At 43.2% G+C, this 16,392-nt stretch carries 10 protein-coding genes; 3 read left to right on the top strand and 7 right to left on the bottom strand.

Annotation, left to right across the window (positions count from 1 at the left end; genetic code table 11):
• Positions 1-5: 5 nt before the first annotated feature.
• Entirely contained in the window at positions 6-2,069 is a 2,064-nt protein-coding gene (locus G327_RS0105935) for a bifunctional 2',3'-cyclic-nucleotide 2'-phosphodiesterase/3'-nucleotidase (RefSeq protein ID WP_019613841.1), read from the bottom strand.
• 1,395 nt (positions 2,070-3,464) lie between these two features.
• On the opposite strand from G327_RS0105935, the gene yiaY reads away from it, so the two are divergent.
• Positions 3,465-4,613, top strand: a complete 1,149-nt coding sequence (yiaY, locus tag G327_RS0105925; protein WP_019613839.1) for an L-threonine dehydrogenase — start codon at positions 3,465-3,467, stop codon at positions 4,611-4,613.
• A gap of 75 nt (positions 4,614-4,688) precedes the next feature.
• On the opposite strand, the gene norR is transcribed toward yiaY, so the two are convergent.
• Positions 4,689-6,233 carry a nitric oxide reductase transcriptional regulator NorR gene (gene norR, locus G327_RS0105920; RefSeq protein ID WP_019613838.1) on the bottom strand — a complete coding sequence of 515 codons (1,545 nt, stop codon included), beginning with the start codon at positions 6,231-6,233 and terminating at the stop codon, positions 4,689-4,691.
• A 199-nt stretch (positions 6,234-6,432) separates the two neighbouring features.
• On the opposite strand from norR, the gene norV reads away from it, so the two are divergent.
• Both norV and norW read left to right on the top strand, forming a co-directional pair.
• Positions 6,433-7,917, top strand: coding sequence for an anaerobic nitric oxide reductase flavorubredoxin (norV, locus tag G327_RS0105915; RefSeq protein ID WP_019613837.1), 1,485 nt, complete (start codon positions 6,433-6,435; stop codon positions 7,915-7,917).
• Positions 7,914-9,065 (top strand): NADH:flavorubredoxin reductase NorW, encoded by a 1,152-nt coding sequence (norW, locus tag G327_RS0105910; protein WP_019613836.1) that lies wholly within the window; start codon positions 7,914-7,916, stop codon positions 9,063-9,065. The genes norV and norW overlap by 4 nt, the downstream gene beginning before the upstream one ends.
• A gap of 71 nt (positions 9,066-9,136) precedes the next feature.
• On the opposite strand, the gene G327_RS0105905 is transcribed toward norW, so the two are convergent.
• The 5 genes from G327_RS0105905 to G327_RS24045 form a co-directional block, all read right to left on the bottom strand.
• On the bottom strand, positions 9,137-9,928 hold the full coding sequence (locus G327_RS0105905) for a substrate-binding periplasmic protein (protein ID WP_019613835.1): 792 nt from the start codon (positions 9,926-9,928) through the stop codon (positions 9,137-9,139).
• The gene (locus G327_RS0105900; protein ID WP_019613834.1) at positions 9,915-11,627 is read right to left on the bottom strand and encodes an ABC transporter substrate-binding protein; all 1,713 of its coding nucleotides are present in this window, start codon (positions 11,625-11,627) and stop codon (positions 9,915-9,917) included. Before G327_RS0105900 ends, G327_RS0105905 begins: the two co-directional genes overlap by 14 nt.
• Before the next feature lie 293 nt (positions 11,628-11,920).
• On the bottom strand, positions 11,921-12,163 hold the full coding sequence (locus G327_RS0105895; protein WP_019613833.1) for a hypothetical protein: 243 nt from the start codon (positions 12,161-12,163) through the stop codon (positions 11,921-11,923).
• A gap of 401 nt (positions 12,164-12,564) precedes the next feature.
• Positions 12,565-13,593 (bottom strand): helix-turn-helix transcriptional regulator, encoded by a 1,029-nt coding sequence (locus G327_RS25940; protein WP_019613832.1) that lies wholly within the window; start codon positions 13,591-13,593, stop codon positions 12,565-12,567.
• Positions 13,594-13,872: 279 nt separating this feature from the next.
• On the bottom strand, positions 13,873-15,708 hold the full coding sequence (locus G327_RS24045) for an alkaline phosphatase D family protein (protein WP_019613831.1): 1,836 nt from the start codon (positions 15,706-15,708) through the stop codon (positions 13,873-13,875).
• Positions 15,709-16,392: the final 684 nt, after the last annotated feature.

Here is a 16,392-nt window from a genome sequence, read left to right as displayed (position 1 = left end):
TGCATTTATTTAGTGGGTGATGTTGTTAAATCAATTTTGTAAACAGCAAAACCAAGGTCATTTGTTTCATCAAGTTTGATCATCTCACGTAACTGATTTTTCTGTATAAAACTGTCTGCTTTGGCACTGTTCTGTGTTTCAAAACGTACATCAAGTTTAGTTTTTGTCTCAATATTTTTAAAATCCCAGTTAAAATCAGCACGCGGGTCAACCATACTGTCATAACCGCCGCTGTTATTCGGCTTAGATTGTGCTGTAATATAAGCAGCTAATGCGTCGCGGTTGGTATCGGGAAACTCGAGTGCAACATATTCAGCGCCCGTACCGGAAAACTTTCCTGAAAAAGCACGGTAGCTGTTTGCAACAATAATAAACTCTTTGTTATCTAAGTCACTGCCCCTGACAACGGTACCGTCCGCATCTGTATAGGTTAAATCCACAATGCGGGAGGCATCTGCATTAACCAGCGCACAGTCACCGTCAAATTTACTCGGCTGAGTAACATCGATTTTATAAGTCACCCCGTCTATCACATCAAAATTGTAAGTTCGGTGCTCGTTCCAGTTAATTAGATGCTGAGGTGCACTAGAGTCAGGATCAATCTGATTAAACTGATTAGCACTGCACTCTAACCAGTCTTTTACCTCTACACCGGTAACTTTTACAGCAGCCATTGTATTCGGGTATAAATACAGATCCGCGGCATTTTTAAAGGTTAGTTCGCCAGCATCCACCTGGACATACTGGGTTGCATCTGCTTCTGTTGAAAAACGCCCGCCTGCTTTAAAAGGAGAGGCTGCGGACAATACCGGAATGCCTTTCAATTCAGGTGGTAAATTAGCACTAACATGCGCAATCTGCGCATCAGCAACAATCTGTATCGTAGGATCGTCCTGTACAAGTGTTAAAAAGCTGTACATCTCGGAAGCGGATGCTCCGATAGGCTGATCCACAAAATCTAATGTACCTTGATGTTCCTTTTCTACTGCCTTATGAATGCCTGAATCTGCACTCACCAGTTCCTTTTGCGCGGCGCCGTCATAAATAGGACGAGCCTCACTGCGCCCGTCAGTGACAGTCCAGGTTTTTCCTTTAAGTTCAAGCTTAAGATCAACTACCCCTAAGTTATCACCCCAGCGGCCCGGCATAACGGCAGCCACACCGTTTAACAAGCCTTTTTCCACATCTGTATTAGGCAGATCGGCATAATTTGCATGCGGGAAAATTGAATGGCTATGACCAAACATGATTGCATCGATACCCTCTACATTAGTCAGCGCAAAAGTTGCATTAGGCGCCATGGGATCCCCCGGGTTCTCTGTCGAGCCGATACCGGAATGCGGAATAGCAATAATCACATCAGCGCCCTGAGCTTTCATCTCGGGTATAAACTTCTCAGCAGTTTCTACAATACCTTTAGCCGTCACCCGCCCTTCAAGATGACGTTTATCCCAGGTTAAGATCCGAGGCGGGACAAAACCGATATAACCAATTTTGATGCTGTGTTCCTTACCATTACTGTCAACCACGACTTTGTCTTGGATTAAATACGGGGTAAACAGGTTTTCACCGTCTTTAACGTCATTCCAGCAGTCGTCGGCTGCACAGTAAACATTGGCATTGATATAAGGAAAATCAGCGCCGCTCAAGGCTTTATATAAGTAATCTAAACCATAATTAAATTCATGGTTGCCGATATTAGCGACATCATAATCGAGGCGATTCATCGCTTTATAAGCAGGATGTACATCCCCGTCATTTAAGCCGTTCTTAGCCATGTAGTCCCCCATCGGACTACCCTGGAGCAGATCACCGTTATCTACCAGTACAATATTACTGACTTCTTCTCTGGCTTTATGGATCAGACCGGCAGTACGGGCAAGGCCGATAGTCGGATCCGTTCGCGACTGGTAATAGTCGTAATCCATAATATTGCTATGTAGATCCGTGGTTTCCATAATTCGCAGTGTCACCTGCGCAGATGCAGCTTTATCTTCATTAGCAGTACACCCGGCTAAAGCTGCCAGTACTGCGGACGCCACTAAGCCTTTTGTTAACTTGTTTACCATTACAATTAATCCTTCTTACAATTTATCTCATATGTCTCAGTGATGCACAATTGATCACCTAGGGAGCGCATGCTAACAAAGATAAATTCATAACTATTTATAAATTAAAGGCAAAGACTTATCATTTTTATAACACGGAAGTTAGAGTGACCGCTCTTGTTCTTAAATATAACTCAGCTTTTTCACAGGGAAATATCTACAGCTAAATACAAACAAGCAATGCAGGTGATAATTAATAATTAAGCTGTAAAAAATCAAACATGCCCTTGCGGGCCAGTCTTCTGCAGCTGTTGCAAACAGCCCAGCAAGAGCTGCAGATTTACCTACTCCTGCTGATCAACGACTTAACAAATTGAAAAACAAACTTTGTTACAAAGGGTAAGGGGAAGTGAGCAAATTGTTAAAAAATCCAAAAGCTGATTAAAAAACGCCGGAAAAGGAAAACTTAAAAGTGTGATAAAGCTCAAAATGAGAGGCTCAAATGCCTGATTTCAGACTGCATTAAAGCACAAGTTAGAAAATAATTTTTTTTATTTGCTGTTATTTTAGTTTTCTACACAAATAGATAGATATAGAAATATCAAATAAACAACATCAAAATTCCGCAATTTAAACGAGCCTTCAAATGTTCAACACTTAAACAAATGAGCTTTTTGAAACAAGCTTAAATCAGATCTCTTTTAATAAGCCGGCAGTAACGATTAAATTAACTCTGCACACGACCAATATTCTCCATTAAAGTATAAGTATTTGTATTTGCAGCACTTTAAAGACAGAAAAACGGGCGACAAAACTACTTTATCTGTTATGCGCCTTTATTGACACAGTAAATTTTAAGCACCGGCAAACATAAAAACAGATTATAAAACGGGGTTACAATTAACAAATTCAATCTGAACAGCCCCCAGACAATCAAAATTTAATCAGCAAAAACAACGATTTCCCCAGCAGTCACAAAAACATAAAGACAACAGATTTTGTAAACGTTTTTTTTGAAAATCGCAGTTATTTTTATTCTGTAGCTATAGCTCACACTTTTTGTATGGATTAGTAAATAAACTGATTTCAATTAATTAATCCACAAGGTGTCAGCATTTAACAAACATTTATCTGCTTATCTATATAGATTGGTCAAACTAAAAGCACTTTATTTCAACTACTTATAGTTAAGTGTTTTTAAAGCCGTAAATTAGAAACGGATTAGAATAAATCTTATTGATAATAACAGAAGTTTAATTATTTACGGTCTGTACCCTATATAAGCACTCAACAGAATCACTGAGAATTATATCTGGTCAGCTGAATGTTTGAATGTTTTTGATCACCGTGGCGGCGTTAATAAACAAATTAATCAACTATACATAAATATTTTTACAACAAATCTAGAGGTTACTTATGAGTTCTGCTTTTTTTATGCCAACTGTTAATTTAATGGGTGCGGGTTGTTTGAGTGATGCTGTTGCGAGTATTAAATCGCAAGGTTTTACACAAGGCCTGATTGTTACCGATAAAATCTTAAGCAGTATCGGTATGGTTAAACAAGTTTCAGATTTATTAGCTGCAAGTGAAGTAAAAACAGTTGTATTTGACGGTACTCAGCCAAATCCAACGATTGGTAACGTAGAAGCTGGTTTACAGATTTTAAAAGACAACCAGTGTGACTTTATCATCTCTCTTGGCGGCGGTTCACCGCATGATTGTGCAAAAGGCATCGCGCTTGTTGCAGCTAACGGCGGTGAAATTGCTGATTATGAAGGTGTTGACCAGTCACCTAAACCACAATTACCACTAATTTCAATCAATACTACTGCTGGTACTGCTTCTGAAATGACGCGTTTTTGTATTATTACTGACGAAGCACGTCATATCAAAATGGCAATTGTGGATAAAAACGTAACGCCGCTTATGTCTGTAAATGATCCTGAACTTATGCTTGCTAAACCAGCTTCTTTAACAGCAGCAACGGGTATGGATGCATTAACTCATGCTGTTGAAGCTTATGTTTCAATCGCGGCAACTCCAATCACAGACGCAGTTGCAATTAAAGCAATCGAAATTATTCAGCAGAGCCTGCGCACCGCTGTTAAAGACGGCCAGAGCATTGAAGCACGTGAACAGATGGCATACGCACAATTCATGGCCGGTATGGCATTTAATAATGCTTCTCTTGGTTACGTACATGCAATGGCGCATCAGTTAGGCGGTTTCTACGACCTGCCGCACGGTGTTTGTAATGCGGTATTATTACCTCATGTACAGCGTTTTAATGCAAAAGTCGCTCCAGCCCGTCTTAAAGATGTAGCAAAAGCAATGGGTGTAAATGTAGAAAACATGTCAAATGAAGAAGGTGCTGATGCAGCATTAGCAGCTATTGCACAGCTTTCTACTGATGTTGGTATCCCGGCAGGTCTTACAGATCTAGGTGTTAAGGCAGAAGATTTTGATGTTCTTTCTGAAAATGCGTTAAAAGATGCTTGTGGATTTACAAATCCAATTCAAGCGACTCATGCTGAAATTACTGAAATTTACCGTCAGGCAATGTAAAAATAGCCCGCTGTTTAGGCGGGTAACAAACATCTGCTAATGATAAAAATCCGACAGCTTGTGCTGCCGGATTTTTTATTTCATGCCTAACCGTTTTGCTAAACGATGCAGGTTACCAACATCCACACACAGCGTTCTAGCCGCGGCAGTCCAGTTATTTTCATTCTGTTGTAATGCTTGTTTAATATAACGGCGTTGAAACTGTTCGGTTGCATCCTTTAACGTCAGCTCAATCAACGTTTTTTTCTGATCAGGAGCGGCACCTGTACTGAATTGATTAACAGAACCAGCATTGCCCCCGCTAATATCAAAATGATGATCCTGGATAATAACATGTATATCACGCGTTTCTGCTCTGGCAAGAATCGAAGCTCGATAAATACTATGTTCAAGCTCCCGGACATTACCCGGCCAGGCATAATCAAGCAGCCTGCTTTGGCACCGCTCCGCTAAACTTAAGTGCATTAATCCCAGCTTAGTACGGCAGCGTTCAATAAAGAAACCCGCCAGTAATAAGATATCATTATCACGTTCTCGTAACGGCGGTACCGGCAGCGGAAAAACACTTAAACGATGATACAGATCTGCACGGAAATTATTGGCGACGACCTCCTTATTTAAATCCCTGTTAGTCGCGGCGATAATTCGTACATCAACTTGTAAGCGCCGATCATCACCAACCCGCTGCAGATCGCCGGACTGCAAAACACGCAGCAGTTTTGCCTGCAGAGACAAAGATAATTCCCCTATCTCATCGAGAAACAGAGTACCTTTATCTGCCAGCTCAAATTTACCACTGCGGTTACTGACCGCACCGGTGAAGGCACCTTTAACATGACCAAACAGTTCACTTTCAGCAACCGACTCCGGCAGTGCAGCACAGTTAAGATAAATCAAAGGAGCCTGGGATCTTAATGACAATTTATGAACGGCAGAGGCAACCAGCTCTTTACCTACTCCGGTTTCCCCGGTCACTAGCACCGTCAGTTCTGTATTAGCAACAGCCTCTATTTGTGACTGTAAACGCTTTATCTGCAGAGATCTGCCGATAATTTCAGGATTAGAATTTGTATGGGACAATACAGGTTCAACGCGGGAGATATCGCCGCCGCGTTTCTCAAGCTGTTCCATCAGCATAGCATTATTAAGGCTTACAGCAGCTAAAGCGGCAACTTTGCGGAGCAGATCATCGCTGAACTGATCAAACTGATGCTGATCAAAACCATCAATCGTCACGGCACCAATCAGCTGCTGATCAGCCAGCAGCGGCAGGCCGATACAGGCATGTACTTTCAGCTCTTCAGTATGATTAGGGATCAGTCCGTCATAGGGATCCGGCAGACTGCTGTCAGCAGGAAAACGAACAATATCACCTGCACGGGCAATCGCTTCCATACGCGGATGCTGATCCAGCGCAAAGCGTCTGCCTAATACATCCTGCGACAGCCCGTTAATTGCCAGGGGGCTAAACTGGCCGCCTTTAAATGCCAGCAGAGCTGATGCATCACATTTAAATAACTTGCGTATAGTGGCTAATAAACGTTCAAACCTGTCCTGCTCTGAACTTATATTGGTTAAATCTAAGGCCAGTTCCGTCAGATCCTTTGAATCATAAAACATAAACAATTTCCTATTGATACAATGTCATTCGGACATCTTACTGTCATTATGACACAAAATCAAACATGTCATTATGACAGTGAATCTTATTGAATCCTAACATAACCTTTTAAATACAAGCAATTACAAACCTGGCACAGCCGTTGCAATACTATAAATATGTTTTCTTTTTTATTAATAATATTTATAAGGTACCTCAATGGCTATTCATATCAAAAACAACATTAACTGGGTCGGACAACGAGACTGGGAAGTACGTGATTTTCACGGCACCGAGTACAAAACGGAAAAAGGCACCAGTTACAACAGTTATTTGATCCGCGAAGAAAAAACAGTATTGATTGATACTGTTGATCATAAATTCAGTCATGAATTTGTTCAAAATTTAGAAATGGAAATAAATCTCAGTGACATTGATTATATCGTTATCAATCACGCTGAAGAAGATCATGCCGGTGCACTAAGCGCCCTGCTTAACAAAATTCCTAATACCCCTGTCTACTGTACTGAAAATGCGATCGACTCAATTGTCGGCCATCATCACCAGCCTGACTGGAACTTTATCACCGTTAAGACCGGCGACACTCTGGATATTGGTAACGGCAAACAGCTGATTTTCATTGAGACTCCTATGCTGCACTGGCCGGACAGCATGATGACCTATCTGACCGGTGATGCGGTATTATTCAGTAACGATGCATTCGGACAGCACTATTGTGATGAACGTTTGTTCAACGACCAGGTCGATCAAAATGAATTAATGGATCAGTGCCTGCGTTATTACGCGAATATCCTGACACCGTTCAGCCCGTTAGTGACGGCAAAAATCAAAGAAGTGCTCAGCTTTAATTTACCGGTAGATATGATTGCCACTGCGCACGGCGTTGTCTGGCGGGATAATCCGATACAGATTATTGAAAAATACCTGCAGTGGGCTGATCAGTATCAGGAAGACCATATCACTATTTTTTACGATACCATGTCTAACAATACCCGCATGATGGCTGATGCCGTCGCGCAAGGTATCCACGAGGTTGACCCGGCCGTCAGCGTAAAAGTATTTAATGTTGCACGCCATGATAAAAATGAAATCCTGTCTAATGTGTTCCGCTCTAAAGGGATCCTAGTCGGTTCATCAACCATGAATAATGTCATGATGCCCAAAGTAGCGGCTATGCTGGAAGAGATCACCGGTCTGCGCTTCAAAAACAAAAAAGCCGGCGCATTCGGCAGCTACGGCTGGAACGGCGGTGCAGTGGACCGCATCCACTCACGGTTAACTGATTCCGGTTTTGAAACCTGCATCAGTTTAAAAGCCAAATGGCGTCCGGATGGTAAAGCTCTGTTAGCCTGCCGTGAACATGGCCGTGTAATCGCACACCAATGGGCACTACATGAACTGGATCCGGTTACAGATATTGAACCGGCTGCCGATGAAGCTTCCACGCCGGTGATACTGGAAAATGCACAACAGCCCGTACAAGCAGTAAGCCAACAAACATCAGATGAGCAGCTTATGCAGTGCACAGTTTGTCAATGGGTATACAATCCTGCGGAGGGTGAGCCCAATCAGGATGTAGCACCGGGTACCCCCTGGGATGAAGTTCCTGACTATTTCTTATGTCCAGAGTGTAATCTTGGCAAAGAGGTATTTGAAAAATACAGCGAGGCTGGCGCAGCATGATTAAACCAATTATTATTATCGGCAGCGGCTTTGCCGCCTACCAGCTGGTGAAAACGCTGCGTAGAGAAAATACACAGCAGGCGATTACAGTGATCACCGCCTGCGAAGGTGACGAGTACAGCAAACCGGATCTAAGCCATGTGTTTTCTAACAAACAAACAGCGGCTGATCTAGTCAGAATGAATGCATTACAGTTTGCCACTGAATACAACATCACTTTGTTAACCCGGCATAGGGTCGACTCAATCGACACGCTTAATAAAACCTTAACAGCTAATAATAAACAATTCGCTTATGACAAGCTGGTTATAGCAACGGGCGCATCCGCTTTTGTACCACCGACGGAGGGAGATGCTGCCGATAGGATAATCACCTTAAACAGTTTGTCTGAATATAAGTCCGCTCAGGAGAAACTCACCACTGCAGAATCGGTGCTGGTTATCGGAGCTGGTCTGATTGGTACTGAAATTGCTATGGATTTAAACCGAAGCGGCAGACAGGTTGTGCTGGTCGATCCGGCAAAGAGCCTGTTAGCAGCCCTGCTGCCTGATTTTATAGCAGCCCAGCTGTACCAGAGCTTAGGAAATTCAAGGGTCGATATTAACCTCGGCACGCAGGTCAGCAGACTTGAGCAGACATCAGACGAGCAGAGTATTAATGTCACACTCAGTAATGGCCGTACTTTTCAGGTTGACGGTGTTATTTCTGCCGCCGGGCTGAAAGCCAATACCCGTCTGGCCAGTGAAGCTGGAATCACCTGTGGTCGCGGTATAATCGTTGACTCTAAGCTTCAAAGCTCTGCCCGCGATGTTTACGCACTTGGCGACTGTGCAGAAATAGACGGTAAACTGCTGCCGTTTCTACAGCCGATATTATTAAGCGCCAATGCACTGGCAAAAACCCTGCTTGGCCGGCCTAGTGAAATAAAACTGCCGGCTATGCTGGTGAAAGTAAAAACACCGCACTACCCGATTCAGCTTTGCGGCAATACCACGCAGGCAGGGGCCCGCTGGCAGATTGATGCGGCAGCTCAGGGTATGACAGCTAAAGCATTTGACGATAAAAACCAGCTGATTGGTTTTGTGGTCACTCAAGATAATATGAAACAGGCATTTCCTCTGCTTAGACAACTGCCTGCGGTCCTCTGAGTCAGGATAAACTGTTTTTTCTCCCCCCAAAACATATAAGCGGCTGTCGATACAGCCACTTATTTATCTACTTACATCTCAACACCATATTCAAGGTATAACGCTTTCATAAATCCATCCTGGTACATACTAAGCAGCGCGCTGTGCAGTTCCTTTAACTGCTCAACCGGCATAGTTCGATGGCAGGCCATGGCGCGGATAGAAGTATAAAAAACTAGTTCCGGACGGCCGAATTTAATGCCTTGTTTACGCATCATTTCCCGTGCACTTATCAGATCTTCCGCCCATAGTTCAAATCGTCCCCGTTTTAATTTCTGAAGATTTAAAGCACTCAGGGATGTCAGTTGGACATCAAACCCTAGATCCGTTAAATATTCGCCAATACCGCTGCCGAGGAAACTGCCGATTTTATAAGGCCTAGCATCATTTAAAGTAACCAGTGGAATTGAACGTTTTTCCTGACTGTATAAACCGTAACGGGAAACCAGCATCGGACTGATCCACTGAAAATTCGCTTCACGCTCCTGACTGCGGACAATAGGTAAAACACAATAACCGGACTTGCGCTCGACGGTGATTATCGCTCTTTTCAGAGGGATAAAGCGCAGCTTATACTGCAGACTGGTACGGGAAAATAATTCAGCAAGCATATCCACCAATAAACCTTTCTGGGTTTTGCCGACCATCAGAGCATAGGGAGACTCTTCGTAAGTTAATATATTAATCGGCTCAGCGCGGAGCGTAAACACAGGCAGTAAGAGTAAAAAAATACACACGGCAGCTTTACACGAAGATGTCAGACGAATATTTATCTGATTGGAAAGCAGATTGACATGATCACTGTTCTTACTATTTCCAGACATCGACAGCCTCCAGATAAGGCAGAGTCTTACCCGCCGGATGCTCATTTATAGCCGGTTTAGGCGAACCGCTTCTATTCAGCCAGAAACCTTTTTCGGAAAGCGGGTTCAACATTGGCGCACATCTGCCCGGGGCCGACTCACCAAGTCTGGCTAAGTGTCTGTCTACAGCAGCGGCAAAATTATTCAGTCCCGTCTGCGTGGAAACCTTCCCCTCAATAATCTGCGAAATATACTGCCACCAGTAATCAGCCAGCCCGGGATAATCCGGTACATTAGTTCCCGTCGGTGTCCATACTTCACGTCCATAACTTCGGTAAAATTCGACTAATCCTCCCAGGTACGGTGCACGCTCTGTCATCACATCGGACTCAATATCGGATAAGCGGATCGGTGTTAATCCGACTAAGGTTTTTTTTAACGAGACTGTTTTAGATACTACAAACTGCGCATAAAGCCAGGCGGCCTGGCGACGTTTCAGCGGTGTATTCTTAAGCAGCGTCCAGGCCCCGGCATCCTGATAACCCGACTTCATACCACCCTGCCAGTATTTACCAACCGGAGAAGGTGCGACCCGCCATTTTGGTGTTCCGTCGCTATTCATTACCGCTAATCCAGGTTTGGTGAGATCTGCAACAAACGCGGTATACCAGAATATCTGCTGGGCAATAATGCCCTTTCCCGGCCATTGCCCTGCCTGAGTAAAATTCAGTTCAGAAGCCTGTTCAGGCGCATATTGAGTTAACCAGTGTTTAAATTTATCAACCGCATAAACCGCAGCCGGGCTGTTTAACGCACCGCCGCGCCTTACACTTGCTCCCACCGGACGGCACTGCTCAACTCTGATCCCCCACTCATCAACGGGAAGTCCATTAGGCAGTCCCCGGTCACCAACTCCGGCCATGGAAAACCACGCATCTGACATTCGCCAGCCGAGAGAAGGATCCGTTTTCGCATAATCCATATGACCATAAATACGCTGACCGTCTATCTCTTTAATATCTTCGCTGAAAAATGCGGCAATATCTTCATATGCCTGCCAGTTCTGCGGTACGCCCAGTTCATAACCATAAAGCGATTTAAAAGCAGATTTAAAGTCTGCACGATTAAACCAGTCATGGCGATACCAGTAGAGGTTGGCAAACTGTTGATCCGGCAGCTGATAAAGCTTGCCGTCGGGGCCGGTGGTAAATTTAAGCCCGATAAAGTCCTGTAGATCTAAGCTAGGCAGGGTAACATCTGCCCCCTCAGCTTTTATAAAATCAGAGAGAGCAACAACCGCACCGGATCTAAAGTGTGTACCGATAAGGTCGCTGTCATTAATATAGGCATCATAGATATTCTGACCGGTTAAAATCTGCGCAGAGAGTTTTTTAATCACATCATCTTCACCGGTTAACTCATGCACCACGTGAATACCGGTAATTTCAAAGAAGGCTTTTGCCAGGACAGATGCTTCATACCAATGAGTAGCAATTCGTTCTGATACAACGCGGATCTGCATGCCTTGATAAGGTTTTGACGCTTCAATAAACCAGCTCATCTCCTGCATTTGTTCACTGAGATTTAATGTTGAAGGCTGAAACTCCTGTGCAGTCCACTTTTGCGCCGTTTTTTTTTGCAAAGCAGAGGCCTGTGCCAAGACATCCGGCAGCATAGTGAGCAATAAAATAACCATAAAACGCATAGAAAAAGCAGCCATTTACAGTCCCCAGACAACAAGCCTGCTACAACTATGGCTGACTCAGCTGAACTTTGCCAATTTATAGCCGTTATCATTTAAGGCGTAGAAATTAGTAAACCGCAGCTAACTGGTTATAAACGTAAAGAAAAAGGTGAAGAGTTAACGGCTATAGCTGTTTGCGGGGTGAGTAAAGCGGTGCAGGTAATTATTTGAAACAGTTACGGGTTTAAGCTGACAGGCTTGTGTTTCACAAAAAAGTAAAAACACAAGACCCTCGAATAATCCTTTTTCTAAAAAATCTGAGACATTGCTTATTCTGAATTCTCAGGCGGTGTCCAGGTCGAATAGACATCAACCCATTTAATGGATATGAAGTACCATAAGGGTACGAAGAAAAGTGATGCCAGGGAGTAATCCTTAATAACTATTCCGTAAATAGTGATAACTACCGATAAAACCAAAGAGCCGATTAAAAATTTCAGCGCTGTATTACGTGTTTTTATTCCCAATAGAGCCCAGTATGCCCAAAGCGGCATATTGTCTTTTTTTTCCATGAATGACTTCCTAAATTAAATTACATATTTATACCAAATCCACTAATTTTCTGTTCATTTATGCTGGTTAAAATGGACGCTAGCTTCGTTCTTGATTTTGTAATTAGAAAAACTAGTTACTGCAATCAATGCCTTGCTTTCATCCATTTTTCCTACGCCTAAATAGATCATTTAATTAATGGAATTGGTATTATACGTACAGAACAGAAAAAGCAGAACTTTCCTAGACAAGCGCAAGTGACTCTTCTATACGACAGAGCAGTATAAATTATTCCAGCAGCGGTTTTGTTGAGCTTTGTTGGATATTTTGAAGTTTGTTAGGCAGCACAGATTCAAAAGGGTTAAAAGACATACCTGTCTTCCTTTGTCATCCGCGCTATTTCTACAAAGTAATTTCATATTTATAAATTACGTCTATATTCGGTCGGGCTGATATCTAACCAGCGCTTAAATGCTCGGTTAAAACCAGTTAAATTAGAATATCCCAGTTTATGGCTGATCTCTCCAAATGAAACTGCACTCTCTCTGATTAATGTCAGCGCTAGCTCTTTTCGAGTCAATTCAACCAGTTCGCGATAAGAGGTATGAACATTTTCGAGTTTCCTATACAGGGTAGACTGACTCATATTAAACTGACGGGCCATTGCATCCGCTGAAATATAGTCGTTGGTTTCTAAAAAGTACTCTTTAATTTTACTTAATACATCTTCTTTAATATTATCAAAATCAGGCTCGCAGGGTCTTAATGTCTGGACCATTGATTTTAATTCATCATCTACATAAGCATTATGATGCTTATTAAGCAGATCAAAATCATCCTTTTTAAAACGAATGTAATTTTCTCCAGCAGAGGTTAAAGTGCCCGATACATGCGAGCGGTATGTCGCAAGATCCAGTTTATCTTCAGTACAGAAAAATGAATCAATCTTCACCTGCCTTCCAAAGAACAGCTGAGCAAGATAAGCAATAAAAAATAACAAGCCCTGCCCGTGATTAAAATTTTTCTCTTCATTATTAAAACTAAGCCTGATTTCAACATAATCATTGCTGTGTTTAATATCAAAGGACAGAGCCCGGTTACCGAACGTAATATCCGCAATCATCCTTTTAATAAAATGCCCCATAGTTGGTGCATTACAGATATAACTGCGGGCAACACTACCAAGATCCCCTCGGGCCATCACAGAAAGACAACGTCCCTGTTCAACATAACTGTCAGCGGCTGTTGCTAAGAATTTCAACTCAAAACGATGATAAAACCCGGTCTCATAGAGTGCATATAACACCGGTAAAACACGTTGCTCACTGATAAAACAAGCTTCCGCCCCTGAAAACGCTTCTAACTTTATGGTATTTAATACCTTATTCTCGGGATCTATCTCTTTTAATATGTGGTAAAGAGCAAACGCACAACTGTTTAAATAAAACATTATTTCTCCCTGTATACTGCTTATAAATTTAGTCCAATTTCTCTTCTATATTTTTCGTTTATGCGCTTCAATTTACTTTATCCAAAAGAACAATATCGTAACATTTCGTAACAGCGTAAAGCGCTTCACTAAAATAATGTCAACGTTTCCACCACTTAAAGCAAAAAATGGTTACTTGAAAAAACAAGTAACCATTTCGTAGTAATAACAATAGGTTATACTGGAAAAATCATTTACATCAAACCTAAACAGAGATTTTTTGTAATTGATAGGCAGGCGTTACAGCCGATTCGGATCCGATACCGTAATCACCTTAGTACAGTCTGAAGCATCTACTTTAAATACCGGACCTGCCACCTTGTTATAATCACGGCTGAATGCCGTATCAATATACTTAAACTCGGCCGTGGTTTCTGCCTGAGTGAAACTCAGCAGCATGAAACCACGGCGATACAGGTTAAAGTATTCGACATCATCGGCAAATGCACCTAAGCGGGGACCGATCTCTGCTGCATCGGCATCTTCAAGTTTAAAGTAGGTTTCATGACCAAATGAACTGATCGAACCGATAGCAAACTCCACACCAACAGACTCACCGTTATCAAGCGTTAGACGGTTTGCCCAGAAATTATGTGTGTCTCCAGCCAGCACGATTAAATTCGCGCCATGATATTTAGCATTCTGCAGAAGCATATTACGTTCACTGTTATAACCATCCCAGGCGGTAGACCTGAACGGAATAACGTCTGCGACTTGTGCTTTCTGTGCATCGCTAACGGTCGGATCGCCAGCCGCCATACGATTCTTAATATCAATAAGTCCGTCAATCATGGCCGGAGTATGCGCACCTGCACCACCAAAGCACATCATAAAGGGCGTAGTCGGCATCTCCAGTCTTGCCATCGGCACCTGCTGACCGATCACCTGCCATTTGGCTGTCGATTCATACAGCTTAGTGGACAGCCAGTGGAACTGCTCGGCACCTAACATACCGCGCTCCTGAGCAACATCCTGCAGGTAATTATCTTTATCCAGTGTACCGTTGCTGAAATCAATATAGTTAAACATATCAGGCGGCACTTCACGGCCTGCGATACGGGTATCGAGCATCATCAGATCAACTAAATTGCCGTACTTAAACTGGCGGGTGATCGTTTCGTTATCACCGAAGGAAGCAGGGCGAATCGGCATCCATTCAAAATAAGTCTGTAAAGCGGCTGCACGGCGAGGCTCCCAGGGGCCGTGTATATCTGGATTATGTGCTTCGGCCCCATCCATATACACATCGTTAGCCAGTTCATGGTCATCCCATACCGTGATAAAAGGCACCTTATGGTGCGCTTCCTGTAGTTCCGGCTCTAGATGATGCAGCGCATAACGGCTACGGTAATCAGCCAGTGTAATACAGCCGCCTTTAGGTCCAATACCGGTGAGACGCTGTGCACCGCCGGACTTGCTTTCAAACAGCGCCACATTGGAGTGTTCATCGCCATATTCATAGATATAATCACCCAAGTGCAGTACCGCATCAAGGCCGTCTTCTTTAGCAATCTCTTTATAGACATTAAAATAACCACAGTGATAGTTAGCACAGCTGACTACCGCAAATCTGGCCTGTGCAACATCTCCCTCCGGAAGAGTACGAGTTTTAGCAGCAGCCGACACTACGCCGTTGTAAATAAAGCGGAAGTAATAATCAACACCGGCATCAAGGCCAACCGCATCAACTTTAACGGTAAAATCACTTGCATAGCTGGTATTAGTCGAGCCGGTGCGGATCACATTTTTAAAACCGCTGTCCTCTGCCACTTCCCAGCTGACGGCAAACTCAGCAATTGTTTCGACCGTTTCACCGTCAAGCAGCAGCGGCGTAACACGAGTCCATAAAATAACCCTGTCACTGAGCGGATCGCCGCTGGCTACACCGTGATTAAACGAAGCTTTGCGCTTATCTAGACTAACTTCTCCCTGGCTGCCGCCGCTGTCACCGCCGCTTTCAATACCTGCACTGCTGTCGCTTGAATTACAACCAGCTAAACCTGATGAAACAACCACTGCTCCGACACCTGCAGCAGACATTCTTAGAAAATCACGACGTGTAAATTTATTACTCATATCTATTAGTTCCTTGTTCTAAGTGGAAGATAACTATTTAAAATCCATTTAAGCGCCTGCCCTTCGGCCGAAATAACCTGCGCTGCACCGTGGAATTCGATTAATACTGCTGTTCACAATGAAAAGAGTTAAAACTGCTTGTTAATTGTTACATTCAATGGACGGACTTATACCCGTTACCAATCAAAATGCATTTATCAGTCGCTAGCTCGGACACCAAGACAAGGCACAACATGATGACAATGGCTAGCCCTTATCAAATGTTGCAACGCAGTATTGGTTTTCGAGCTGGTGACCCACAGGGCAAGCCGTAAGGCAATCATTTTCGTTGTTATGAAGTCTCGATTTAACCCATTAGATCTTCACCTTCACGCCTAGAATATGTTCACCTTACGACTTGCTGATTTTTGCATCTTGAATGATAACGGGTATAGATTATTCCAGACAGGTTATAAAGCGGTTATCATTACAGCTCGCAAACTTATCATTTACATTCCCGATATTTTTTATTCGAGCAGGGTCACAATTGGGCCGAAATAAAAACAGCAGCATTAAACAAAAATGACAGGAGGCAGGTTTTACTTACTTTGCTGAGATAGAGGTTGAGGTTGAAGTAGAGGTAGAGGTAGAGGTAGAGGTAGAGGTAGAGGTAGAGGTAGAGGTAGAGGTAGAGGTAGAGGTAGA

The organism is Psychromonas ossibalaenae ATCC BAA-1528 (genome assembly GCF_000381745.1).
GTDB lineage: Bacteria > Pseudomonadota > Gammaproteobacteria > Enterobacterales > Psychromonadaceae > Psychromonas > Psychromonas ossibalaenae.
Note: the sequence above shows the minus strand (reverse complement) of the source record. Positions and strands in the feature narration are given on the sequence as shown.

Bases quoted from the DNA above. Each gene is read 5' to 3' on its own strand.
- G327_RS0105935 (WP_019613841.1), bottom strand. From the start codon at position 2,069: ATGGTAAACAAGTTAACAAAAGGCTTAGTGGCGTCCGCAGTACTGGCA.
- yiaY (WP_019613839.1), top strand. From the start codon at position 3,465: ATGAGTTCTGCTTTTTTTATGCCAACTGTTAATTTAATGGGTGCGGGT.
- norR (WP_019613838.1), bottom strand. From the start codon at position 6,233: ATGTTTTATGATTCAAAGGATCTGACGGAACTGGCCTTAGATTTAACC.
- norV (WP_019613837.1), top strand. From the start codon at position 6,433: ATGGCTATTCATATCAAAAACAACATTAACTGGGTCGGACAACGAGAC.
- norW (WP_019613836.1), top strand. From the start codon at position 7,914: ATGATTAAACCAATTATTATTATCGGCAGCGGCTTTGCCGCCTACCAG.
- G327_RS0105905 (WP_019613835.1), bottom strand. From the start codon at position 9,928: ATGTCTGGAAATAGTAAGAACAGTGATCATGTCAATCTGCTTTCCAAT.
- G327_RS0105900 (WP_019613834.1), bottom strand. From the start codon at position 11,627: ATGGCTGCTTTTTCTATGCGTTTTATGGTTATTTTATTGCTCACTATG.
- G327_RS0105895 (WP_019613833.1), bottom strand. From the start codon at position 12,163: ATGGAAAAAAAAGACAATATGCCGCTTTGGGCATACTGGGCTCTATTG.
- G327_RS25940 (WP_019613832.1), bottom strand. From the start codon at position 13,593: ATGTTTTATTTAAACAGTTGTGCGTTTGCTCTTTACCACATATTAAAA.
- G327_RS24045 (WP_019613831.1), bottom strand. From the start codon at position 15,708: ATGAGTAATAAATTTACACGTCGTGATTTTCTAAGAATGTCTGCTGCA.